We start from the raw sequence: 18,980 nt of genomic DNA, 5'->3' as shown, positions 1-18,980 counted from the left end.
GCGCGTGCAGGGGTGTGGTCGTGGTTGCCCTGGCAGCGGCGGCCCTGGCCGGCTGCGGCAGCAACGACGACGACGCCGACGTCCTCCGCGACGCACTGCGGGCCACGGAGACGATGGCCCGGAGCTTCGTCTACGTCGAGGACGCCGGCGGCGAGCGGGCCGAGGTGCGCGGCCTCGTGGAGGACGACTTCCGCTTCAAGACCCGTCTCGCCATCGCCGGCCGGCCCGTCTCCGAGGAGGTGGTCAGCGACGACGCCCGAGCCATGCGGTTCCTCGATGCGCGGCGTTTGGCCGACGTCGTCCGCAACCCCACTGCCGGCCAGGCCGAGACCGACCGCGAGGGTGTCACCGTCATCGATGCCCTCCGCTCGGGTCGCTGGGTGTCGGACCCCACCGGTGCCGCCCCCACGGTGACCACTGCCGCCGAGTTCGAGCTCCAGGGAGTCGACCACGTCCGGGATGCCCTCGTCGTGCTCGGCTACGTCGACCGTGCGATCGGTCGTGCGTTCACCGTGCAGCAGTTCAACCCCGACTCGCTCGACTACAAGCCCAGCGAGGACCCCTTCCCGACGCCGGAGAAGGGCTCCGGTGTGACCCGCTACGACCTCGTCCCGCCGTTCCTCCCCCGCCCCGAGGCGGTCCGCGAGCAGGGCACGGGGGCATCTCTCCCTGGGGTGAGAAACCTGCGGAAGCTGGCCGTCTACGTGGAGGACGGGCTCGTCATCCGGGTCGCCGAGGAGATCGCCGCCGAGGGCGACATCGCCGACCGGCTGCGCAACTACCTTCGGGCCTACCTGGCCGACACCTCGCCGGAGGCACGCGACCTGCTCGACGCCTCCCTGGAGGCGGCGGGGGAGGAGCGGCGCAGCGAGGTGCTGATCGCCGCCCTCAACCAGCTCCGCGTCGCCTTCGGCGAGGACCCGATCCGGTTCCGCTCCATGGCCATCGACTTCGTCGGCCTCGGCGAGGACCTCGAGGTCGACTACCCAGACGACGTCATCCAGGGGGCGCTCGGTCCCCTCTTCGCCGAAGAGGTGGAGGACGTGACCAGCCAGACCGAGCCAGAGACCGATCCCGTGACCGAGCCGGAGGGCGAGTCGCCCCCGGTTGAAACCGTCGACCCTGAGGACGCACCATGACCGCCACGACCCCGCCCCTGATCCCCCTCGAGGACCTCTTCGAGAACCCCGAACGAGCCGGCGCGCGGATCAGCCCCGACGGCACGAAGCTCGGCTACCTCGCCCCCGAGGAGAACCGCCTCAACGTCTGGGTGCGCTCCCTCGACGCCTCCGACGACGACGCCGTGTGCGTGACCCACGACCACGTCCGGGGGATCATGGACTGGCGCTGGAGCCGCGACTCGCAGCGCATCCTGTACATGCAGGACCAGGGCGGCAACGAGAACTACCACCTCCACGTGGCCGAGCTCGACCGGCCCACGCAGGCGGCCCGGGACCTGACGCCCTTCGACGGCGTGCGGGTCATGATCGCCCACGTCCCCCACGACGACCCGACCCACATCCTGATCGCAATGAACCAGCGCGAGCCGAGCGCCTTCGACGTCCACCGCCTCGACCTCACCACCGGCGAGCTCGAGATGGTGGCCGAGAACCCGGGCAACATCGGCGACTGGACCACCGACCCCCAGGGGCGCCTGCGGGCGGCGACGGCCCAGACGCCGGAGGGCGACACCGAGATCCTGGTGCGCGACGACGAGGGCGAGGACTTCCGCTCCCTCACCGTCTACGCCAACGAGGACGGCGGCGACGTCTTCGGCTTCACCCCCGACGGCGACGCCCTGTGGGTCTCCTCGGCCCGGGACACCGACCGGCGGCGCCTGGTCCGGCTGCGCCTCGACTCGGGCGAGGAGGAGATCGTCGACGAACACCCCGACGTCGACCTCGCCAGCGCGGTGATCCGCGAGCGGACGGGTGAGCTCCTCGCTGCCGTCTACGTCGTCGAGCGCCTCGAGTGGCACTTCCACGACGACACCTTCGAGGCGGCCTGCCAGGCAGCGCGGCGCCTGCACCACGGCGACCTCCAGGGCGTCACGATGTCCGAGGACGAGCAGCGCTGGGTCGTGGTCTTCAACGACGATCGCGAGCCCGGCGTCACCTTCTCGTTCGACGCCGGCACCGCCGCGGGCGAGTTCCTCTTCAAGCCCCGACCCAAGCTCGACCCCGAGGCGCTTGCCCCCATGCGGCCGGTGACGATCACCTCGCGCGACGGTCTCTCCCTCAGCTCGTTCCTCACCCTGCCCCTCGGTGTCGAGCCGACCGGGCTGCCCATGGTCCTCCTGGTGCACGGCGGTCCGTGGGCCCAGGACGTCTGGGGCTACCAGCCCGAAGTGCAGCTGCTGGCCAACCGCGGCTACGCGGTGCTGCAGGTCAACTACCGGGGCTCCACCGGCTACGGCAAGGGGTTCACCCACGCCGCCGAGCGCGAGTTCGGCCGCAAGATGCACGACGACCTCGTCGACGCCGTGGAGTGGGCGATCAAGGAGGGTGTCGCCGACGCCGACCGGGTCGCCATCTACGGCGGCTCCTACGGGGGCTACGCCTCGCTCTGCGGGGTGACGTTCACCCCCGACCTCTTCGCCGCCGCCATCGCCTACGTCGGCCCTTCGAGTCTGGTGACGCTCATCCGCTCGTTCCCCGCCTACTGGCGACCGTTCTTGCAGGGCAGTTGGTTCCGCTACGTGGGCGACCCCGGCACCGAGGAGGAGCCGGTGGAGGAGGTCGTCGCCGACCTGCTCGACCGCTCGCCCCTGACCCACGTCGACCGGATCACCACCCCCCTGATGGTGGTGCAGGGCGCCAACGACCCGAGGGTCACCAAGGTCGAGTCGGACCAGATCGTCGCCGCCCTCGAGGAGCGGGGGGTCGAGGTGGAGTACCTGGTCAAGGACGACGAGGGCCACGGCTTCGCCAACCCGGAGAACCGCCTCGACCTCTACCGGGCCATGGAGCAGTTCTTCGCCCGCCACCTCGGCGGCCGGACGACTCCCGACCCCACCTGACGAGGCCGGAGCCTCCGCTCAGCGACCGTCGCGCCGCGCCTTGCCCGCCGGTCCTCCTGTCATGTGACCAGCCAATTGTCGGCGGATCGGTAGCATCGCCGGCATGAGCCAGGAGGTGTCAGCCGCCGCGACGGGCGACGGGGAGGCCAAGGTCGACGGGCGCCACGCCCGTCGGGCGGCCAACCGCGAGGCCATCCTGGCCGCCCTGGCCGCCCTGCACCGTGAGGGCGACCTGTCGCCGAGCACGACCACCATCGCCGAGCGGGCGGGGCTCTCCGCCCGCTCCCTCTTCCGCTACTTCGACGACGTCGACGACCTCAACCGGGCCGCCATCGAGGCGCAGCTGGCCCTGGTCCAGCCGCTCCTGCGGGTCGATGCCCACGCCGCCGACGCCACCGACGTCAAGGTCGAACGTCTGGCCGCGAGCCGGTCCGAGCTGTTCGAGGTCATGGCGCCCACGGCCCGGGTGGCACGCATGGTCGCCCCCCGCCACGAGGTCGTCGCCGCCCAGCTGGCGGAGGGCCGGGCCTTCTGGCGGGAGCAGGTCCGCCGGCTCTTCGCCCCCGAGCTGGCGGCGATGGGCCGGGCCGAGGCCGACCTGGCGCTGGCGTCTGCCGACGTCCTGTGCTCCTTCGAGTCCTACGAGCTCCTGCGCCACGACCACGGCCTCACCAGCGCGAAGGCGACGGCGACCATGCGCCACGGCCTCACCGCCCTCTTCGCCCCCACCGGGTGAGGCTTGCGTTCGCGGCCCCGCCCGGCGCGGCTGAGCCCGAGGTGCTGCCGGGCCGCGACTCCTAGGCGCGACGCGCTCGGCGACGACGGTACGTTTCGGGGCGATGCCCGACGTGCCTGCGCCCCTGCCCCACGCCCCCAGGTGGTTCCACCGGGCGCTCGAGGTGCCCTTCACCGACGAGGAGGTGCAGGTCGACGGCGCCGCGGTGCACTACCTGGCGTGGGGTCAGCCCGGTCAGCGGGGCCTCGTCTTCGTGCACGGCGGGGGCGCCCACGCCCACTGGTGGACCCACGTTGCCGCCACCTTCGCGCCCGGGTACCGGGTGCTCGCCGTCGACCTGTCGGGCCACGGCGACAGCGGCCGTCGCGACGCCTACGACTTCGAGCAGTGGACCGACGAGGTGGTGGCCGTGGCAGCCGCCGGGGGCGTCGACGGCCCGCCGGTGGTGGTTGGCCACAGCATGGGTGGCTTCGTCACCATCGCCACCGCAGCACGCCACGGTGACCGCCTGGCCGGCGTCGTGGTGTGCGACTCGCCCGTGACCGAGGCCGACCCCGAGGTCACCTCCTCCCGCCACGACGCCTTCGGCCGCCCGCGTGTCTACGCCTCGGTGGACGAGGCACTCGGGCGTTTCCGCACGGTGCCGCCCCAGGAGCACTACCTGGACTACGTCGTGGACCACGTCGCCCGCCGGTCGCTGCGCCCCGTGGAGGGCGGCTGGGAGTGGAAGTTCGATCGGCGGGTGTTCGAGCAGTTCGCCGGGTCCATGCGGGCGGTGGCGCTGCCGTACCTGGAGCAGGTGCAGTGCCGCTTCGCCCTCCTGCGCTCGGAGCGCGGCCTGGTGACGCCGGGCATCGGCGCCTCCATGTACGAGGTGCTCGGCCGCGTGGCGCCGGTGATCGAGCTGCCTGAGGCCGGTCACCACGCCATGCTGGACCAGCCGCTGCTCCTGCTCACCGCACTGCGGACGCTGCTCGCCGACTGGGACCACTCCGAACCCCATCGGGCGGCCGGCTGATGGGCGTGCTCGACGGCATCCGGGTGCTCGACTTCGGCCGCTACATCGCGGGCCCCTACTGCGCCGCCCTGCTCGGCGACCTCGGGGCCGACGTCATCCGCGTCGAACGCCGGGAGGGCGGGGAGGACCGCTGGATCACACCGGTGACCAGCGATGGTGTGGGCTCGATGTACCTGCAGTGCAACCGGGGCAAGCGGGGCCTCACGCTGGATCCGACCACGGCCGAAGGGCGCGAGGTCGTCGCCCGCCTGGTGGCCACCGCCGACGTGGTGATCGCCAACCTGCCGCCCGCCGCCCTGTTGTCCATGGGGCTCGACGATGCCACCCTGCGGGAGGTCAAGCCCGACGTCATCCTCGTCACCACCACCGCGTTCGGCGCCGGCGGTGACTGGAGCGACAAGGTCGGCTTCGACGGCCTGGCCCAGGCGGCGTCGGGGAACATGGCGATGAGCGGCCCGCCCGGCGCGCCCTCGCGTTCGTCGGCGCCCTACGTCGACTTCTCCACCGCCACCCTGTCGGCGCTCTCGGTCATGGCGGCGCTGCGCCACCGGGACCAGACCGGCGAGGGTCAGCTGATCGAGGCCGCGCTGCTGCGCACCGCCCTCACCTGGAACAGCCCGACCCTCGCGGAGCAGGCGATGCTCGGCGTCGACCGCACGTCCACCCACAACCGGTCGCAGACCGCGGGGCCCGCCGACACCTTCCGCACCCGCGACGGCTGGCTGATGTGCGCGGTGATCGGCCCGTCGCAGTTCCGGAAGTGGGCGGCGATGATCGGCCGCCCCGACCTGGTCGACGACGAGCGCTTCGGCGACGACCTCGCCCGCGGCGACCACGGCGAGGCCCTTTCGGCGTACATGGCGGCGTGGTGCGCCGACCGCAGCACCGACGAGTGCCTCGACGCCATGGCCGAGGCGAGGATCCCGGGGGGACCGGTGCTCACGCCCCAAGAGGCGCTCGACCTCCCGCACGTTCGCCAGATCGGCGTGTTCGAGGAGGTCGAGTACCCGACGGCGGCGAGGCCCGTTCCGATCGCCCGCTTCCCCGTCGAGCTGTCGGCCTCGCCTGGTGCCGTCCACGGCCGCGCCCCGGAGCTGGGGGAGCACACCGACGAGATCCTCGCCGAGCTCGGTTACGACCCCGCCGCCGTCGACGCCCTCCGGGAGGCGGGGGTGGTTTGAGGCACTTGGGCCGCCGGCTGAGCCGGCGGCCCACGCCGAACCTAGGCGGTGGCGAGCTCCAGCTCGGCCAGGCGGTCGCTGAGGGTGTTGAGCAGCGACAGGGCGATGCCGGGCATCTCCTCGACCAGCGTCCTGAACTGTGAGGTGTGGATGACATAGGTGCTCACCCGCGTGGTGGTCACCGCGGTGGCGACCCTCGGCCGGCGGTTCAGCAGCGCCATCTCACCGAGGACCTCTCCGGCCCCCACGGTCCCGAGGTAGCGGCCCCCGATGGAGACCTGCACCTCGCCGTCGATGAGGAAGAAGCACTCGCGTGCCGGCGCCCCCTCCCGGCAGAGCACGTGGTCGGCGTCGATGTCGACGCGGTCGACGATCGTCGCCAGCCGCTGGAGCTCCTTCTTCGAGCAAGCGCTGAAGAGGGCGAAGCGTGCGAGCTGCTCCACCTTCGGGTCCTGCTTGATCATGATCGCCTCCGTGGTCTCGGTGTTCGTGGAGGTCATCGTCTCGTGGATCCGGGTCCCCGGCGGTGACGTGCATCACCCTCGGGGGGAGACATCGGTCACACGGTCCGGCCTGCCGGGGCCGAGGCGCCCGCGGTGTGGGCGGCGAGCTGCTCGACGTCGACGACGGTGACGCGACCGGGTCGGGTGACGACCGCACCGCTGCGTCGCAGCTGGGCCATGGCCCGGGTCACCGACTCCCGCGTGGTGGAGGTCCACGCCGCCAGGTCGTCGTGACTGAGGCGAAGGGGGACCACGACCGAGGGGCCGTCGTGTTCGTCGAAGCGTCGGGCGAGGGTCAGCAGACGGGCGGCAACCCGCTCGGTGACGGTGCCGTCGGTGCGCACCAGCTGATCATTGCCGGCAGCGCGCAGCTCGCCCGACAGCCCGTGCAGCAGCTGGAACGCGACACCAGGCCGCGCCTCGGCGACCTCCCGGAACCGTCCGGCCGTCACCACCGAGGTCCGCACGTCGTCCACCGCTGACGCCGTGGCCGATCGGGGCAGGTCGTCGATGGCGGCGAGCTCGCCCAGCAGCTCACCGGGCTCCTTGAAGGCGAGGAGCAGCTCGCGACCGGTGGGGGCGACGGTGTGGACCTTCACCCGTCCCTCGAGGAGGAGGTGGACGGCACCCGGCGCGTCACCTTCGCGGAAGAGGACGGCGCCGGCGCGGTACCGGCGCTCGCGGCCGAGGCCGGTCAGGACCGAGCGGTCGGCGTCGTTCAGCACCGGCGCTCAGGCGTCCCGGAAGGCGTCGGCCATCGACCGACGCCACTCGTACAGCGCCGGGTAGCAGGCTTTGTCGCTCTTGCCCAGGCGCACCACCACCAGGTCGAGGGCGGGCACCACGAGGATCGACTGGCCCTCGTAGCCGTTGGCCCAGAAGCCACCGAGGTCGTCGTCGACCACCCACCACTGGGCGCCGTAGCGGCGGCCATCGACGGGGTCGACGGACCGGGGTCGCCGGCCGTGGTCGACCCAGCCCTCGGGCAGGACCCGCCGGCCCTCCCACACGCCGTCGCGCAGGTAGAGGTGACCGAAGCGGGCGAAGTCCTGTGCGGTGGCGTAGAGGTACGACGAGGCGATGAACGTGCCGGCGGCGTCGAAGCGGGGCTGGGCCGAGCTCATGCCGATCGGGTCGAGCAGCGCCGAGCGCAGGAATGCCTCGAAGCCGGCGGCACCACCCCCCACCTCGTCACCGACGATGCGGGAGATGATGTTGCTCGTGCCCGACGAGTAGTTGAAGACCTTGCCTGGCGGGTGGGCGAGTGGTCGCTCGGCGGCGAAGCTGGCGACGTCGTCCGCCCCTGAGCCGAAGAGCATCTCGATGACCTCGCTCGCCTCGCCGTCGACGTAATCCTCCCGGAACTCGAGCCCGTCCCGCATGGCCAGGAGCTGCTCGAGGGTGATGGCGCCGCGAGGGTCGCCGGGCTCCTGCCAGGCGGGGACAGGGGCCGGGGCGTCGAGGTCGAGCCTTCCCTGGTCCACCAGGATCCCCACCACCGCGTGCAGCACCGACTTGGCCATCGACCACGACAGCAGCCGGGTCTCGGGGCCGACGGGCTCGTCGGGACCGTCCCAGTGGGTGATCGCACCGTCGTAGCGCTCAGCGACCAACCGGCCCCGGTGGACGACCACGGCGGCGTAGGTGGAGCCGAAGCGGTCGGTGTCGGTGAAGAGGTCGTCGAGCAGCGGCGTGAGCTGGACCCCGTCGGGCCTGGTGGGCCACGTCTCGGTGGGCCAGGGCACGTCCGCGGGTTGTGACGGCAGGGCGACGAGGTCCATCACCACAGTCTCGACCAGCGGGCGGACCCGCGCCCGGGAGAGCTGCTCATGCCGGTGGTTGTGGGCGTGACTCGACCTCGCCCAGCGTCGCCTCTCCGGGAGGCTCGACCGGCTCGGTCGCAGGTGGCGTCTCGGGCTCCAGAGCCTCGCGCTCCAAGGTCTCGCTCGCCACGAGGGCGAACACGGCGGTCGCCACCACAACGAGTCCGGCGTTGGCCACGAGTGCCACCCGGATGGTGGTGGCATCGGCGATGGCGCCCAGCAGCGGTGGCCCGATCACGAATCCGATGTCGCCGGCGGTGCGGTACATGGCCATGCCGAGGCCCCGCAGGTGTGGCGGGGCCACGTCGGCGGCGTAGGCCGCAGGTGCCGGCCCGGCGATCGAGGTGGCCACGGCGAGCGCCAGCGCGCCGAGGAGGAACGTCAGCTGGGAGTCGCCGGTGGAGAGCAGCACCAGAGCGGCGCCCACCGCCAGGCCGCTCGGGACGATGGCGTGCTTGCGTCCGAGCGTGTCCGCCATCCAGGCCGCCGGCGCCAGGCCGACCATGTTGATCACCGCCATGGCGGTGAACACCAGGCCCAGGCTGGCGACCGAGAAGTCGAGCAGCCCCACCGCCAGCAGGGGCATCAGGGTCATGCGCGAGCCGGTGCGGGTGAAGAAGATCGCCATGGTCACCAGCGCCACCGAGAGGAAGTCCTTCGACAGCACCAGCGCCACCCACGGCCGCCGGCCCGGCGGCGCTCCGTCGGGAGCGGCGGGTTCCTCCACCGGTTCGGGACGGGTCTCGGGGAGGCGGAACCAGCTGTAGGCGCACGCCACCAGGGCAGCCGCGCCGACCACGTAGAAGGGCGCTTCGAGGCCGGCGGCGTCGGCCAGGTACCCGCCGATGGCCGGGCCGATGGCGGTGCCGAGCAGGAGCGCGCCCTGGTTGGTCCCGATGAGCTTGGCCCGGTTGGCCGGTGTCGAGATGTCGGCCAGGTACACCTGCGCGCCGGTCATGTACATGGCCGAGCCGGCGCCGGCGACCAGGCGCCAGGCCAGCAGGACCACGATGGAGGACGCCAGGCCCGACCCGATCATGCCGACGGCGGTGACGAGTGGCCCGCCGACGAGCAGGACGCGCCGGCCCCGCCGATCGGACAGCACGCCGAGGGGCACGTTGAGCACCAGGCGGGCGATGGCGAAGAACGACAGGGTGAGGCCGATGGTCGCCGCGCCCACCCCGAAGCTCTCGGCGTAGAGAGGCAGCACCGGGGCGATGACGCCCTGCCCGGCCATGACCAGCACGGTGGCGACGCTGATGGCCAGCAGGCGCTCGTTGCGCAGCAGCAGAGCGGCGCTCGACCGCAGTCCTCTCAGCACCATGCGGTCCGGAGAGTACTGCCGGCGGGTCGGGCCTCGATCTCTGCTCGTCGGGGATCAGCTTCTCGTGGCGGTTCCTCGCGCTTCTGGCGCCTCGGCGGCGCCTTTCTGCAAAGAAGCGCCATGAGAGCGCGGTGGCTCCGGTCGGTCAGGTCACGGAGGCGGCGACGCTGGCCATGTCGGCGTCGAGGCGGGCGAGGACGCGGTCGATCATGGGCTGGCGCAGTGTGAGCTTGGTGTGGCGGTAGGGGCCGCCGGGGAGCTGGCCGAGGCGTGCTGCCTCGGCGACGGCCTCGGGCACGCAGTCGGCCGCTGGCACCACCCGGTCGAGGTAGCCGGCCTCCACCGCGCCGGCAGGGTCGTAGATCTCGGCCTGGACCGCGCTTCGGGTGAGGTGGGCGGGGGAGAGGCGGGCGCTGGCCAGCTCGATGGCGAAGTCGGGCAGGCCCATGCCGATGGCCGTCTCGTTGAGGCCGATCTTGGCCGGTACGTCGGCACCGATGCGGGTGTCGCACGACAGGGTGAGCAGGGCGCCGGCGGCCAGGGCGTGGCCGGTGACCGCGATCACCACCGGCTGGGGGTGGCCGTAGATGCGCATGAGGAGCCTGCCGCCCGAGCCCACCAGCGCTCCGGCAGCCTCGGCGCCGGCGGTCATCTCGGCCAGGTCGAAGCCGGCGCAGAGCTTGCCCTCCCGGCCCACGATGGCCACCGCCGTGGCCTCCTCGAGGGCTCGGTCGAGGCCGGCGCCGACCAGCTCGATCACCCGGTGGCTGATGACGTTGACCTTGCCGTCGTCGAGTCGCAGGACGGCGACGCCGTCCTCGATCGTGCAGGTGACCGGGTCGGCGGCTGTCGTGTCGGACATGCCGGGGAGCCTACGAGCCCCGGCGGGCACCGGTCAGCGTCGCGGCGGGTCGTGCTTCGCCCTCCACGTCGTGGTCCGCCGACGGCGCCCCAGGCGGTGAGGCCCACCCGGCGTGGGTCCGGTCAAGACCAGTCCCCATCGCCGCGAAGTGATTCGAGGAAGCCGAGGAGGGCCGCGTTGACCTCGTCCGGCTTCTCTTGTTGCACCCAGTGACCGGCGTCGTCGATGAGCACGGTGCCACGGTGGTCGGTGAGCCACTCGTCCTGGGCGGCGGGCGGGCTCATGACGAGCACGGGGTCGAGGGTGCCGCCGATGAACAGCGACGGCACCTCCACCTTTGCCCCATCGAGCTGGGGCGTGAGCTCCCAGTTGCGGTCGAAGTTGCGGTACCAGTTGATGCCGCCGGTGAACCCGGTGCGGGTGAACTCGGCCACGTAGTGGTCGAGCTCGGCTTGGCTGAGCCAGTCGGGCAGGCGGTCGGGCTCGGGCAGTCGGTCGACGAAGCCGCGGCCGTCGTTGGCCGACATCTTCGCCACGGCGGACCCCGGGTCGCCGTCGAGCCGCACGCCGGCGAGCATGCGCCGCATGGTGGTCGCCGGGTCGGCTCCGAGATCGGCGTCGGCCACCCCTGGCTCCTGGAAGTAGAGGATGTAGAAGAACATGTCGGCGAAGACCTGGCGCATGAGCTGCACCGGGGGCATGGGCCCGCGCGGCAGGAAGGGCACGCTCATGCCCACCACGCCGGCGACGCGGTCGGGGTGGAGCAGCGACAGCTGCCACACCACGATGGAGCCCCAGTCGTGGCCGACGAAGACGGCCTTGTCCTCGTTGAGGTCGTCGAGCACGTAGATGAGGTCGTCGGTGAGGTGGAGGATGTCGTAGTCCTCGATCGCTTCGGGCCGGCTCGACCGCCCGTAGCCCCGTTGGTCGGGCGCCACGGCCCGGTGGCCGGCGGCGGCCACCGCGGGCAGCTGGTGGCGCCACGAGTACGACAGCTCGGGGAAGCCGTGGGCGAAGATGACCGGCGGCCCGCTCCCCTCGTCGACGACGTTGAGCTCGACGCCGTTGACGGCGATGGTGCGCTCAGGCATGGGCTGTCTCCTCGGTGGTGAGTGCCTCGAAGGCCAACCTACGACGCTGCCGTTTGCCACGCCGCGGCCGTGTCGCGATGACCCCCGCCGGGCCCTAGGTCAGGCGGGTGGCCGAGGCGGGCAGCACGGTGCCGTAGCGGTGGGCGGTGAGCGCCACCGCCTGCTCGCGCACCCAGCGGAACAGCTCGACGCGGCCGTGGCCCACGACGGGCTGGCGGTCGACGGTGATGCCGGCCCGGTGGGCGGCGGCGAGCACCGAGGTCGGCGGCTCGCCCAGGTACCGCAGGCGCTCGGCGCCGGTGTGGACAAGGCGGGCGGCGAGGACGTCGTCGTCCTCCACCACCGCGTCCACACCCGAGCGCGGTGACGGCACCGAGAGCTCCACGGAGGTGCCGGTGACGCGGGCGGCCTCGGCCACGAGGGCCACGCTCACCTCGTCGATATCGGCATCGACCCGCACCACGACGTGGCGCAGCGGCCGGTAGCGCAGCACGTTGCGCTCAACCCGCAGGCCGGTGGGGTCGTGCTCGAGGGCGAAGTGCCGCTCCCACCAGTCGGCGTAGGAGGCGGCGGCCGCCTCGACGGTGGGCGTCGCGGTGGGACGCCACCAGCCGAGGGAGGCCACGTAGTCGGGCCCGCCCGCCTTGGCCGTGGGCCCCACAGACGACCGCTTCCAGCCGCCGAAGGGCTGGCGGCGCACCACCGCGCCGGTGGTCGTGCGGTTCACGTAGGCGTTGCCCACCTCCACCGCGGCCAGCCACCGGCGCACCTCGGCCGGGTCGAGCGAGTGGATGCCGCCGGTGAGCCCGTACGGCGGGGCGTTCTGCAGCGCAACCGCGTGGTCGAGGTCGTCGGCGCGCATCACCCCGAGGACGGGGCCGAAGACCTCGGTGAGGTGGAACGTCGAGCCGGGGCGCACCCCGAGCTTCACCCCCGGCCGCCAGCGCAACCCGTGGGCATCGAGGCTCGCCGGGGCCACCAGCCACTCCTCGCCCTCGTCGAGGTGGAGCAGCGCGTCGGACAGCGGCCCCTCGGGCGGGCGGATCAGCGGACCGACCACCGTGGCCGGGTCGGTGGACGCGCCCACGGCGAGGCTGGTGACGGCGTCGTCGAGCTGGCGGCGGAAGCGGGGGTCGTCGTAGACGCTCGCCTCCACGATGGCGAGGCTGGTGGCCGAGCACTTCTGGCCGGCGTGGCTGAAGGCGGAGTGGGCCAGGTCGCGCACCGCGGCGTCGAGGTCGGCGGCCTCGGTGATCACCATGGCGTTCTTGCCGCTCGTCTCCGCCAGCAGGTGCAGGTCAAGCCGCCACGACAGGAATCGCATCGCCGTGGCGTGGGCGCCGGTGAGGATCACGCCGTCGACGCCGGGGTGGGTGATGAGGTGGCGGCCCACGGCGCCGTCCTCGCACGGCAGGAGGTGCAAGGCGTCGGCGGGGACCCCGGCGTCCCAGCACGCTCGGGCCAGGGCGGCGGCGACGAGGACCGTCTCGGGGGCGGGCTTGAGCACCACGGTGTTGCCGGCGGCCAGGGCGGCCACCACCCCGCCGAGGGGGATGGCGAGGGGGAAGTTCCACGGTGCCGCCACCACCACCACGCCGAGCGGGTCGAAGGCCACCCCCTCGACGGCCAGCGACTCGATCCCCACGGCCGAGACGCCGTAGGAGCGGGCGAAGTCGATGGCCTCGCTCACCTCGGGGTCGCCCTCGGCGAGGGTCTTGCCGGCGTCGTGGGCCATGGTGGCCAGCAGGTCGAACCGCCGCTCGGCGACCACGTCGGCCACCCGGTCGAGGACGGCCCGGCGCTCGGCGGCCGGGCGGGCCGACCACCCGGGCAGGCCGGCGCGTGCCGCCACCACGGTCCGGTCGACCAGGGCGAGGTCGGCCACGCCGTAGGTGTGCAGGGCGGCGCCGGTGGAGGGGTCGACGGCGGTGACCGACCCACGGGTGTCGACCTCCTCCCCGTCGACCACCGGCGACACGCGGCCCGGTGGCCGCCACGCCCGGAGCACCTCGAGCATCCGCTCCCGTACCTCGGCCACGGCCACGTCGGTGTCGGGTTCGTTGGTGAACACCGCGCCGGCCGGTCGCTCGAGGGCGACGCCCCGGCGGGGGATGGTCGACACAATCGTCCGGTCGGCCACCGCCTCGGCGAAGCGGTCGCGCTGCTCGTCCCACGCCGGCGTGCCCGGCGCCAGGGCGAGGAGGTGGCGGAGGAAGTTCTCGGGGGCAGCGTTCTCGTCGAGGCGGCGGGCGAGGTAGGAGATGGCTGCTTCGAGGTCGGCGTCGCGCACCACCGGCGTGTAGAGGATCACGTTGCCCACGGCCCGGGCCTGGGCGGCGGCCATGCCGGTGAGCATCTCCACGTCGAGGCGGTCCTCGGCGTCGAGGTGGCGGGCCCGCACCAGGCCCCACGCCACGTCGAAGAGGTTGTGGCTGGCCAGGCCCACCCGCACCGCGGGGTCGTTCTCCGGGGCGAGGGCGGCGTCGAGGAGGCGCTTGTAGCTGGCGTCGACCTCGGGCTTCGACCCGTAGGGCGCCTGGGGCCAGCCGTGCAGCTCGGCCTCGGCCCGCTCGACCGCCAGGTTGGCCCCCTTCACCAGGCGGACCTTGGTGACCGCCCCGGTGCGCTCGTGGCGGCGACGGGCCCACTGGCAGAGGTCGTCGAGGGCGGCGTGGGAGTCGGGCAGGTAGGCCTGGAGGACGATCCCGGCGTCGAGGTGCTCGTAGGGGGCCTCGTCGAGGACCCGGCGGAACACCGAGGTCGTCAGCTCGAGGTCGCGGTACTCCTCCATGTCGAGGTTGACGAAGACCGGGGGCGTGGAGGCGGCTGCCTGGTCGAACACCCGCCGCACGGCCGCCGAGGCGCGGGTCACGCCGTCGTCAAAGGCGACGGGCTGGAGCTGGGCACAGATCGAGGAGAGCTTCACCGACGCGTAGCCCACGTCGGACCGCCGCACCTGGGCCAGCACGGCGGCAAGGCGCCGGGCCGCCTCGCCGTGACCAAGCACCGCCTCGCCGAGCACGTTGAGGTTCACCCGCGACCCCTCGGCCCTGACCGCCTCGAGGTGGCGGGTGAGGGTGGGCTCCTCGGCGGGCACGACCACCGAGCGGACCTGCTGGCGGATGCGCCGGGCGGCCAGCGGCACCACCGGCCACGGCAGTGCCGGCGCCAGACGGGCGCCGAGCTGGAGCGAGAGCCGGTCGAGCAGCGGCAGCGACGACGGGGCACCGTGCTCGGCGACGAGGTCGGCGAGGCGCTGGGCGGCGCGGCGACGGGTGCGGATGCGCAGCACCTCGTCGGTCAGCGCCAGGGTGAGGCGACGGCCGGCCTCGTCCTCGACCAGCCGTGACAGCTGCTGGCCCCGCCGCGCCTCGTCGGGCGTCGTCAGGGGGGCGGCCTCGGTGACCAGCCGGGCGGCCAGCGCCACTGCCTCGTCGATGGCGCTTGCATCGGAGGCCATGGGGCAAGCCTGCCCGAACCGGCACCCAATCCGCCGGATCCCTGGGGATCCGGTCGGTGGCCCGACGGCGGCGCGTCACATCACCAGGGTGGTGCCCCCGTCGACGACCAGCACGTGGCCGGTCACGTAGGCGTTGCGGACCAGGCCGACGACGGCCTCGGCGCAGTCATCGGGGGTGGCGGAGCGCTTCAGCGGCGCCATCTGGGCGATTGCTGCGTGCTGGGCGTCCCAGTCGGCGGTCCACGGCGTGGCCACCAGCCCGGGGGCCACGGCGTTGAACCGCACCGGCCCGTGGCTCTTGGCAAGCAGCAGGGTCATGTGGTTGAGGGCGGCCTTGCTCATGGCGTAGGCGATCGAGGAGCCCACCGGGCGCACCCCGGCGATCGAGGTGACCGTCACCACGCTCGGGTCGGGCGACTCCCGAAGGTGGGGCATGGCCGCCATGGTCAGCCACCACGTGCCGAACACGTTCACGTCGACGGTCTTCTGGAAGACGTCGTCGGTGAGGGCGTCGAGGTCGTGGTGGGGGACCACCGTTGTCCACCCGGCGTTGTTGACGAGGATGTCGAGGCGCCCGAAGCGCTCGATGGTGGCGTCGACGAGGGCGTGGCCCTGGGCCTGGTCGCTGATGTCGGCCTGGACGTAAGTCGACTCGGTGGGCAGCGACTCGGCCACCGCGGTGCCGGCCTCGACCGACGTCGCCGAGTTGACCACCACGTTGGCGCCGAGTCCGGCGAGGCGGTGGGCGGTGGCCTCGCCGATCCCGCTCGACGACCCCGTCACGATCGCCACCCTGCCGTCGAGCTCGCCCATCGGTCCTCCTCGTATCGTCGGCACCACTCGGCACCGACGGTCGGATCCTATGAGCGGCGGCGTCGGCGGGGTGCCGAGCATGCCCGTCGGTCGACGCGGCGGGCACCACACTGTGCCGGTGGACCGGCCGACCGAGGAGCTGCTGGCGCGCACCGAGCAGTGGTTCATCTCGCGCGGCACCCCGCACTTCATCGAGGACTACAGCGCAGCGCGTGACGTCTTCACCAGGGCGGCGCCGGTGCTGACGGTGATCTTCCTGGTGGAGGTGCTCGCCGCCGTCAACACCGATTGGCACCCGGCGGTCAACGCGGTGGTGCTGTTGGCAGGTGTCGGCCTGCTCCTCGGGACCTGGGCCGCGGTCAACCGGCTGCGCGGGCGCCCCGCCCTGGCCCGGCCCGAGTCGGTGGGGCCGGTGGAGCTGACCGTGTTCGTCGTGGCTCCCGCCGCCCTCCACGTCCTCTTCGGCGCCCAGGCCGGGGCCGCCGTTGCCGTGGCGATGACCAACCTCCTCCTGCTCGGCGCCATCTACGCCGTCACCAGCTACGCCCTGTTGCCGCTGACCCGCTGGGCACTGGTGAAGACGGCTCGCGAGCTGGGGGCGGTGGCCGGCCTCTTGGCACGCGCCCTGCCGCTGCTGCTGCTGTTCATGACCTTCCTCTTCATCAACGCCGAGGTGTGGCAGGTGGCGGCCGTGCTCGAGGGCGGCTTCCTCGCCCTGGCCGTGGGTCTGTTCACCCTCGTCGGCACCGCCTTCATCCTGGCCCGGCTCCCGAGTGAGATCCGGCGCCTGTCGGCGTTCTCCTCCTCCGACGACGTCGCTTCCCTCTGCGAGGGATCGCCCCTCGACGGCTGGTGCGACCGGGTGGCGCCGGTGGAGGCCGCCCCGCTGTCGGGTCGCCAGCGGGCCAACGTGGTGCTGGTGATGCTGTTCAGCCAGGGCCTCCAGGTGGTGCTGGTGGGGCTGACCATCGCAGCGTTCTTCATGGTCTTCGGTCTCCTCACCATCACCCCCGCCATCGTCGAGCACTGGACCGGCAGCCCCGGCGACGCGCTGGTGACCTGGCAGCTCTGGGGCAGGGCAGTGGTGCCGAGCGTGCAGCTGGTGCGGGTGTCGGTGTTCCTCGGTTCGTTCTCGGCGCTGTACTTCGCCGTCTACGCCATCACCGACGCCACCTACCGCCAGGAGTTCTTCGACGTGGTGGTCGACGACGTGCGCCGTTCGCTGGCCGTTCGCACCGTCTACCTCGGCCTGCGGAGGTAAGGGGCCACCGCGAGCTGCTCAGCCCTGCCAGCGCCCCCGGTGCACGAGGTCGTCGAGCTCGACCCGCTTGCTCTTCAGCGGGCTGTCCGACGGGGGGCCGGGCCGGCCCAACGTGACGCCCATCGTCCCCTCGTGATCGTCGGGGATTCCGAGGAGGGCGCGGATGCGGCCCTGGTGCTGGAAGGTGACCGGGCAGGTGGCCAGGCCCTCGGCGTTGGCCGCCACCATGAGGTTCTGGGCCATGCGGCCCACGTCGAACATCCGCCCCGTCTCGGCCGGGACCACGAAGACGATCACCACCGGGGCCGAGCCGATCCACGAGGTGAAGTCGCCGCACTCGGCCAGGCCGTCGCGGTCGGCCTGGTCGGTGACCACCACCAGGCGGGTGAGCTGCATGTTCTTGGCGCTGCCCGCCATGCGGGCGGATCGCAGCACCTTCTCGAGCTGCTCCTCGGGCACCGGCTCGGGCAGGTAGCTGCGGGTGTCGCGCTTGGTGACGATGGCCTGGTGGGCGTCCATCACCTCAGTGTGACCTGCCGGGGTCGTCGGCGCGCCGGCGATCACTCGTCGGCCAGCTCGGGCGGGAAGCCGCCGGTGGCGATGGGGCCCCAGCGGTCGATGGTGATGCGGATGAGGCACTTGCCCTGGTCGACCATGGCCTGGCGGTATTCGTCCCAGTCGGGGTGCTCGCCCGCGAGACGGCGGTAGTACTCGACCAGCGGCTCGAGCGCCTCCGGCAGGTCCAGCACCTCGGCGGTGCCGTCGACCTGCACCCACGGCCCGTTCCACTCGTCGGAGACGACGCAGACCGAGGCGGCGGGCCGCTTGCGGAGGTTGGCCGCCTTGGCTCGCTTCGGATAGGTGGAGATGACGATGCGCCCCTCGGCGTCGACGCCACCGGAGACAGGGGAGAGCTGCGGCGATCCGTCGGAGCGGGTGGTGGAGAGGATCAGCTTCCGGCGAGGCTCGAGGAACTCGAGGAGCTCCTGCCGGTCGACGGTGCGGTTCTGGGCGATCTTTCGGGCCATGGCACGAGTCTGGCCCGAGCGTCCTCGGGCTGCGCGGTCACCGACCTTGGTCGATGACGCGGCGTCGGCGCGAGGCTGTGGCCGCTGGGATCGGGTCGATCCTGAGGAGGGTCTGATGATGAAGACGCGCTTCACCGAGATGTTCGGACTGGCCCATCCGGTCATGTCGGCGCCCATGGCCGTGCACAGCGGCGGGACGCTGGCCGCCGCGGTGACGGCAGCGGGCGGGTTGGGCTCCTTCGGGGCCATGCACCCGACCAAGGGACCCGAGTGGGTCGTCGCCGAGATCGCCGCCATCCGCGCGGCCACCGATGGGCCGTTCGCAGTGGGCTTCATCACGCCCTTCCTCTCCTTCGCCGAGGCGCTCTTCGACGCCACCTTGGCCGAGCACCCACCGGTGGTCGCCCTGTCCTTCGCCGACCCTGGGCCGTGGGCCGCTCGGGCCAGGGAGGCCGGGGCCAAGGTGATGTGCCAGGTCCAGACCTTCGACGGTGCTGCCATGGCCGTCGACGCCGGTGCCGACGTCATCGTCGCCCAGGGCACCGAGGCCGGAGGCCACACCGGCTCGATGAGCCTCCTGCCGTTGCTGGCCGGGGTCGTCGAGCGCCACCCCGAGGTCCCCGTGCTCGCTGCCGGCGGCATCGCCGACGGCCGGACCCTCGCCGCTGCCCTCATGGCCGGCGCCGAGGGGGCGTGGGTCGGCACCGCCTTCCTGGCCACGCCGGAGGCGGTCGAGGTGCACGACGTCCACAAGCGCCTCATCGTGGAGAGCGACGGCGACGACACCGTCTTCACCCGCGCCTACGACATCACCTCGGGGTTGCCGTGGCCCGCGGAGATCGGCGAGCGGGTGCGCCGGAA

17 protein-coding genes are annotated in these 18,980 nt (G+C 72.7%); 7 read left to right on the top strand and 10 right to left on the bottom strand.

Going from position 1 to position 18,980, the window contains the following annotated elements; translation table 11 throughout:
• The first annotated feature begins 20 nt into the window (after nucleotides 1–20).
• The 5 genes from VMN58_08275 to VMN58_08255 all read left to right on the top strand — a co-directional run bounded on the left by VMN58_08275 (nucleotide 21) and on the right by VMN58_08255 (nucleotide 5,954).
• A complete protein-coding gene (locus VMN58_08275) occupies nucleotides 21–1,139 on the top strand; it encodes a hypothetical protein (GenBank protein ID HUF33185.1) in 1,119 nt (372 codons plus the stop codon).
• Nucleotides 1,136–3,019: a S9 family peptidase gene (locus VMN58_08270; protein HUF33184.1), complete on the top strand. Its 1,884-nt coding sequence runs from the start codon at nucleotides 1,136–1,138 to the stop codon at nucleotides 3,017–3,019. Before VMN58_08275 ends, VMN58_08270 begins: the two co-directional genes overlap by 4 nt.
• Before the next feature lie 103 nt (nucleotides 3,020–3,122).
• A complete protein-coding gene (locus tag VMN58_08265) occupies nucleotides 3,123–3,755 on the top strand; it encodes a TetR/AcrR family transcriptional regulator (GenBank protein ID HUF33183.1) in 633 nt (210 codons plus the stop codon).
• Between the two features lie 103 nt (nucleotides 3,756–3,858).
• Nucleotides 3,859–4,773 (top strand): alpha/beta hydrolase, encoded by a 915-nt coding sequence (locus VMN58_08260; protein HUF33182.1) that lies wholly within the window; start codon nucleotides 3,859–3,861, stop codon nucleotides 4,771–4,773.
• Nucleotides 4,773–5,954, top strand: a complete 1,182-nt coding sequence (locus VMN58_08255; protein HUF33181.1) for a CoA transferase — start codon at nucleotides 4,773–4,775, stop codon at nucleotides 5,952–5,954. Before VMN58_08260 ends, VMN58_08255 begins: the two co-directional genes overlap by 1 nt.
• A 41-nt stretch (nucleotides 5,955–5,995) precedes the next feature.
• Here the strand turns inward: VMN58_08255 and VMN58_08250 are convergent, their stop codons facing one another.
• The 8 genes from VMN58_08250 to VMN58_08215 form a co-directional block, all read right to left on the bottom strand.
• Nucleotides 5,996–6,454 carry a cyclic nucleotide-binding domain-containing protein gene (locus VMN58_08250; GenBank protein HUF33180.1) on the bottom strand — a complete coding sequence of 153 codons (459 nt, stop codon included), beginning with the start codon at nucleotides 6,452–6,454 and terminating at the stop codon, nucleotides 5,996–5,998.
• 59 nt (nucleotides 6,455–6,513) lie between these two features.
• The gene (locus VMN58_08245; protein HUF33179.1) at nucleotides 6,514–7,182 is read right to left on the bottom strand and encodes a Crp/Fnr family transcriptional regulator; all 669 of its coding nucleotides are present in this window, start codon (nucleotides 7,180–7,182) and stop codon (nucleotides 6,514–6,516) included.
• A gap of 6 nt (nucleotides 7,183–7,188) precedes the next feature.
• Nucleotides 7,189–8,238, bottom strand: a complete 1,050-nt coding sequence (locus VMN58_08240; GenBank protein HUF33178.1) for a serine hydrolase — start codon at nucleotides 8,236–8,238, stop codon at nucleotides 7,189–7,191.
• Nucleotides 8,239–8,284: 46 nt separating this feature from the next.
• Nucleotides 8,285–9,604, bottom strand: coding sequence for an MFS transporter (locus VMN58_08235; GenBank protein HUF33177.1), 1,320 nt, complete (start codon nucleotides 9,602–9,604; stop codon nucleotides 8,285–8,287).
• Nucleotides 9,605–9,749: 145 nt separating this feature from the next.
• A complete protein-coding gene (locus tag VMN58_08230) occupies nucleotides 9,750–10,466 on the bottom strand; it encodes a crotonase/enoyl-CoA hydratase family protein (GenBank protein HUF33176.1) in 717 nt (238 codons plus the stop codon).
• A 122-nt stretch (nucleotides 10,467–10,588) separates the two neighbouring features.
• Complete coding sequence (locus VMN58_08225) at nucleotides 10,589–11,557, bottom strand: alpha/beta hydrolase (GenBank protein ID HUF33175.1); 969 nt, start codon at nucleotides 11,555–11,557, stop codon at nucleotides 10,589–10,591.
• A 94-nt stretch (nucleotides 11,558–11,651) separates the two neighbouring features.
• A complete protein-coding gene (locus VMN58_08220) occupies nucleotides 11,652–15,017 on the bottom strand; it encodes a bifunctional proline dehydrogenase/L-glutamate gamma-semialdehyde dehydrogenase (protein ID HUF33174.1) in 3,366 nt (1,121 codons plus the stop codon).
• Nucleotides 15,018–15,092: 75 nt separating this feature from the next.
• Complete coding sequence (locus VMN58_08215) at nucleotides 15,093–15,830, bottom strand: SDR family oxidoreductase (protein HUF33173.1); 738 nt, start codon at nucleotides 15,828–15,830, stop codon at nucleotides 15,093–15,095.
• Between the two features lie 118 nt (nucleotides 15,831–15,948).
• On the opposite strand from VMN58_08215, the gene VMN58_08210 reads away from it, so the two are divergent.
• A complete protein-coding gene (locus tag VMN58_08210; protein HUF33172.1) occupies nucleotides 15,949–17,091 on the top strand; it encodes a hypothetical protein in 1,143 nt (380 codons plus the stop codon).
• Between the two features lie 18 nt (nucleotides 17,092–17,109).
• On the opposite strand, the gene VMN58_08205 is transcribed toward VMN58_08210, so the two are convergent.
• Together VMN58_08205 and VMN58_08200 are read right to left on the bottom strand one after the other, a co-directional pair.
• Nucleotides 17,110–17,610 carry a nitroreductase gene (locus VMN58_08205; GenBank protein ID HUF33171.1) on the bottom strand — a complete coding sequence of 167 codons (501 nt, stop codon included), beginning with the start codon at nucleotides 17,608–17,610 and terminating at the stop codon, nucleotides 17,110–17,112.
• 41 nt (nucleotides 17,611–17,651) lie between these two features.
• Complete coding sequence (locus tag VMN58_08200) at nucleotides 17,652–18,119, bottom strand: PPOX class F420-dependent oxidoreductase (GenBank protein HUF33170.1); 468 nt, start codon at nucleotides 18,117–18,119, stop codon at nucleotides 17,652–17,654.
• Nucleotides 18,120–18,237: 118 nt separating this feature from the next.
• Here VMN58_08200 and VMN58_08195 point away from each other — a divergent pair.
• A partial coding sequence (locus VMN58_08195) for a nitronate monooxygenase (GenBank protein ID HUF33169.1) occupies nucleotides 18,238–18,980 on the top strand: 743 nt, incomplete at its 3' end.

Source organism: Acidimicrobiales bacterium (assembly GCA_035512495.1).
Taxonomy (GTDB): domain Bacteria; phylum Actinomycetota; class Acidimicrobiia; order Acidimicrobiales; family CADCSY01; genus DATKDW01.
This window is presented reverse-complemented; position numbering and strand designations above follow the sequence as displayed.

What these genes read in the sequence shown, in the direction of transcription:
- VMN58_08250 (HUF33180.1), bottom strand. Translation starts at nt 6,454, where the DNA reads ATGACCTCCACGAACACCGAGACCACGGAGGCGATCATGATCAAGCAG.
- VMN58_08270 (HUF33184.1), top strand. Translation starts at nt 1,136, where the DNA reads ATGACCGCCACGACCCCGCCCCTGATCCCCCTCGAGGACCTCTTCGAG.
- VMN58_08260 (HUF33182.1), top strand. Translation starts at nt 3,859, where the DNA reads ATGCCCGACGTGCCTGCGCCCCTGCCCCACGCCCCCAGGTGGTTCCAC.
- VMN58_08265 (HUF33183.1), top strand. Translation starts at nt 3,123, where the DNA reads ATGAGCCAGGAGGTGTCAGCCGCCGCGACGGGCGACGGGGAGGCCAAG.
- VMN58_08255 (HUF33181.1), top strand. Translation starts at nt 4,773, where the DNA reads ATGGGCGTGCTCGACGGCATCCGGGTGCTCGACTTCGGCCGCTACATC.
- VMN58_08215 (HUF33173.1), bottom strand. Translation starts at nt 15,830, where the DNA reads ATGGGCGAGCTCGACGGCAGGGTGGCGATCGTGACGGGGTCGTCGAGC.
- VMN58_08225 (HUF33175.1), bottom strand. Translation starts at nt 11,557, where the DNA reads ATGCCTGAGCGCACCATCGCCGTCAACGGCGTCGAGCTCAACGTCGTC.
- VMN58_08205 (HUF33171.1), bottom strand. Translation starts at nt 17,610, where the DNA reads ATGGACGCCCACCAGGCCATCGTCACCAAGCGCGACACCCGCAGCTAC.
- VMN58_08200 (HUF33170.1), bottom strand. Translation starts at nt 18,119, where the DNA reads ATGGCCCGAAAGATCGCCCAGAACCGCACCGTCGACCGGCAGGAGCTC.
- VMN58_08235 (HUF33177.1), bottom strand. Translation starts at nt 9,604, where the DNA reads ATGGTGCTGAGAGGACTGCGGTCGAGCGCCGCTCTGCTGCTGCGCAAC.
- VMN58_08220 (HUF33174.1), bottom strand. Translation starts at nt 15,017, where the DNA reads ATGGCCTCCGATGCAAGCGCCATCGACGAGGCAGTGGCGCTGGCCGCC.
- VMN58_08230 (HUF33176.1), bottom strand. Translation starts at nt 10,466, where the DNA reads ATGTCCGACACGACAGCCGCCGACCCGGTCACCTGCACGATCGAGGAC.
- VMN58_08240 (HUF33178.1), bottom strand. Translation starts at nt 8,238, where the DNA reads ATGGACCTCGTCGCCCTGCCGTCACAACCCGCGGACGTGCCCTGGCCC.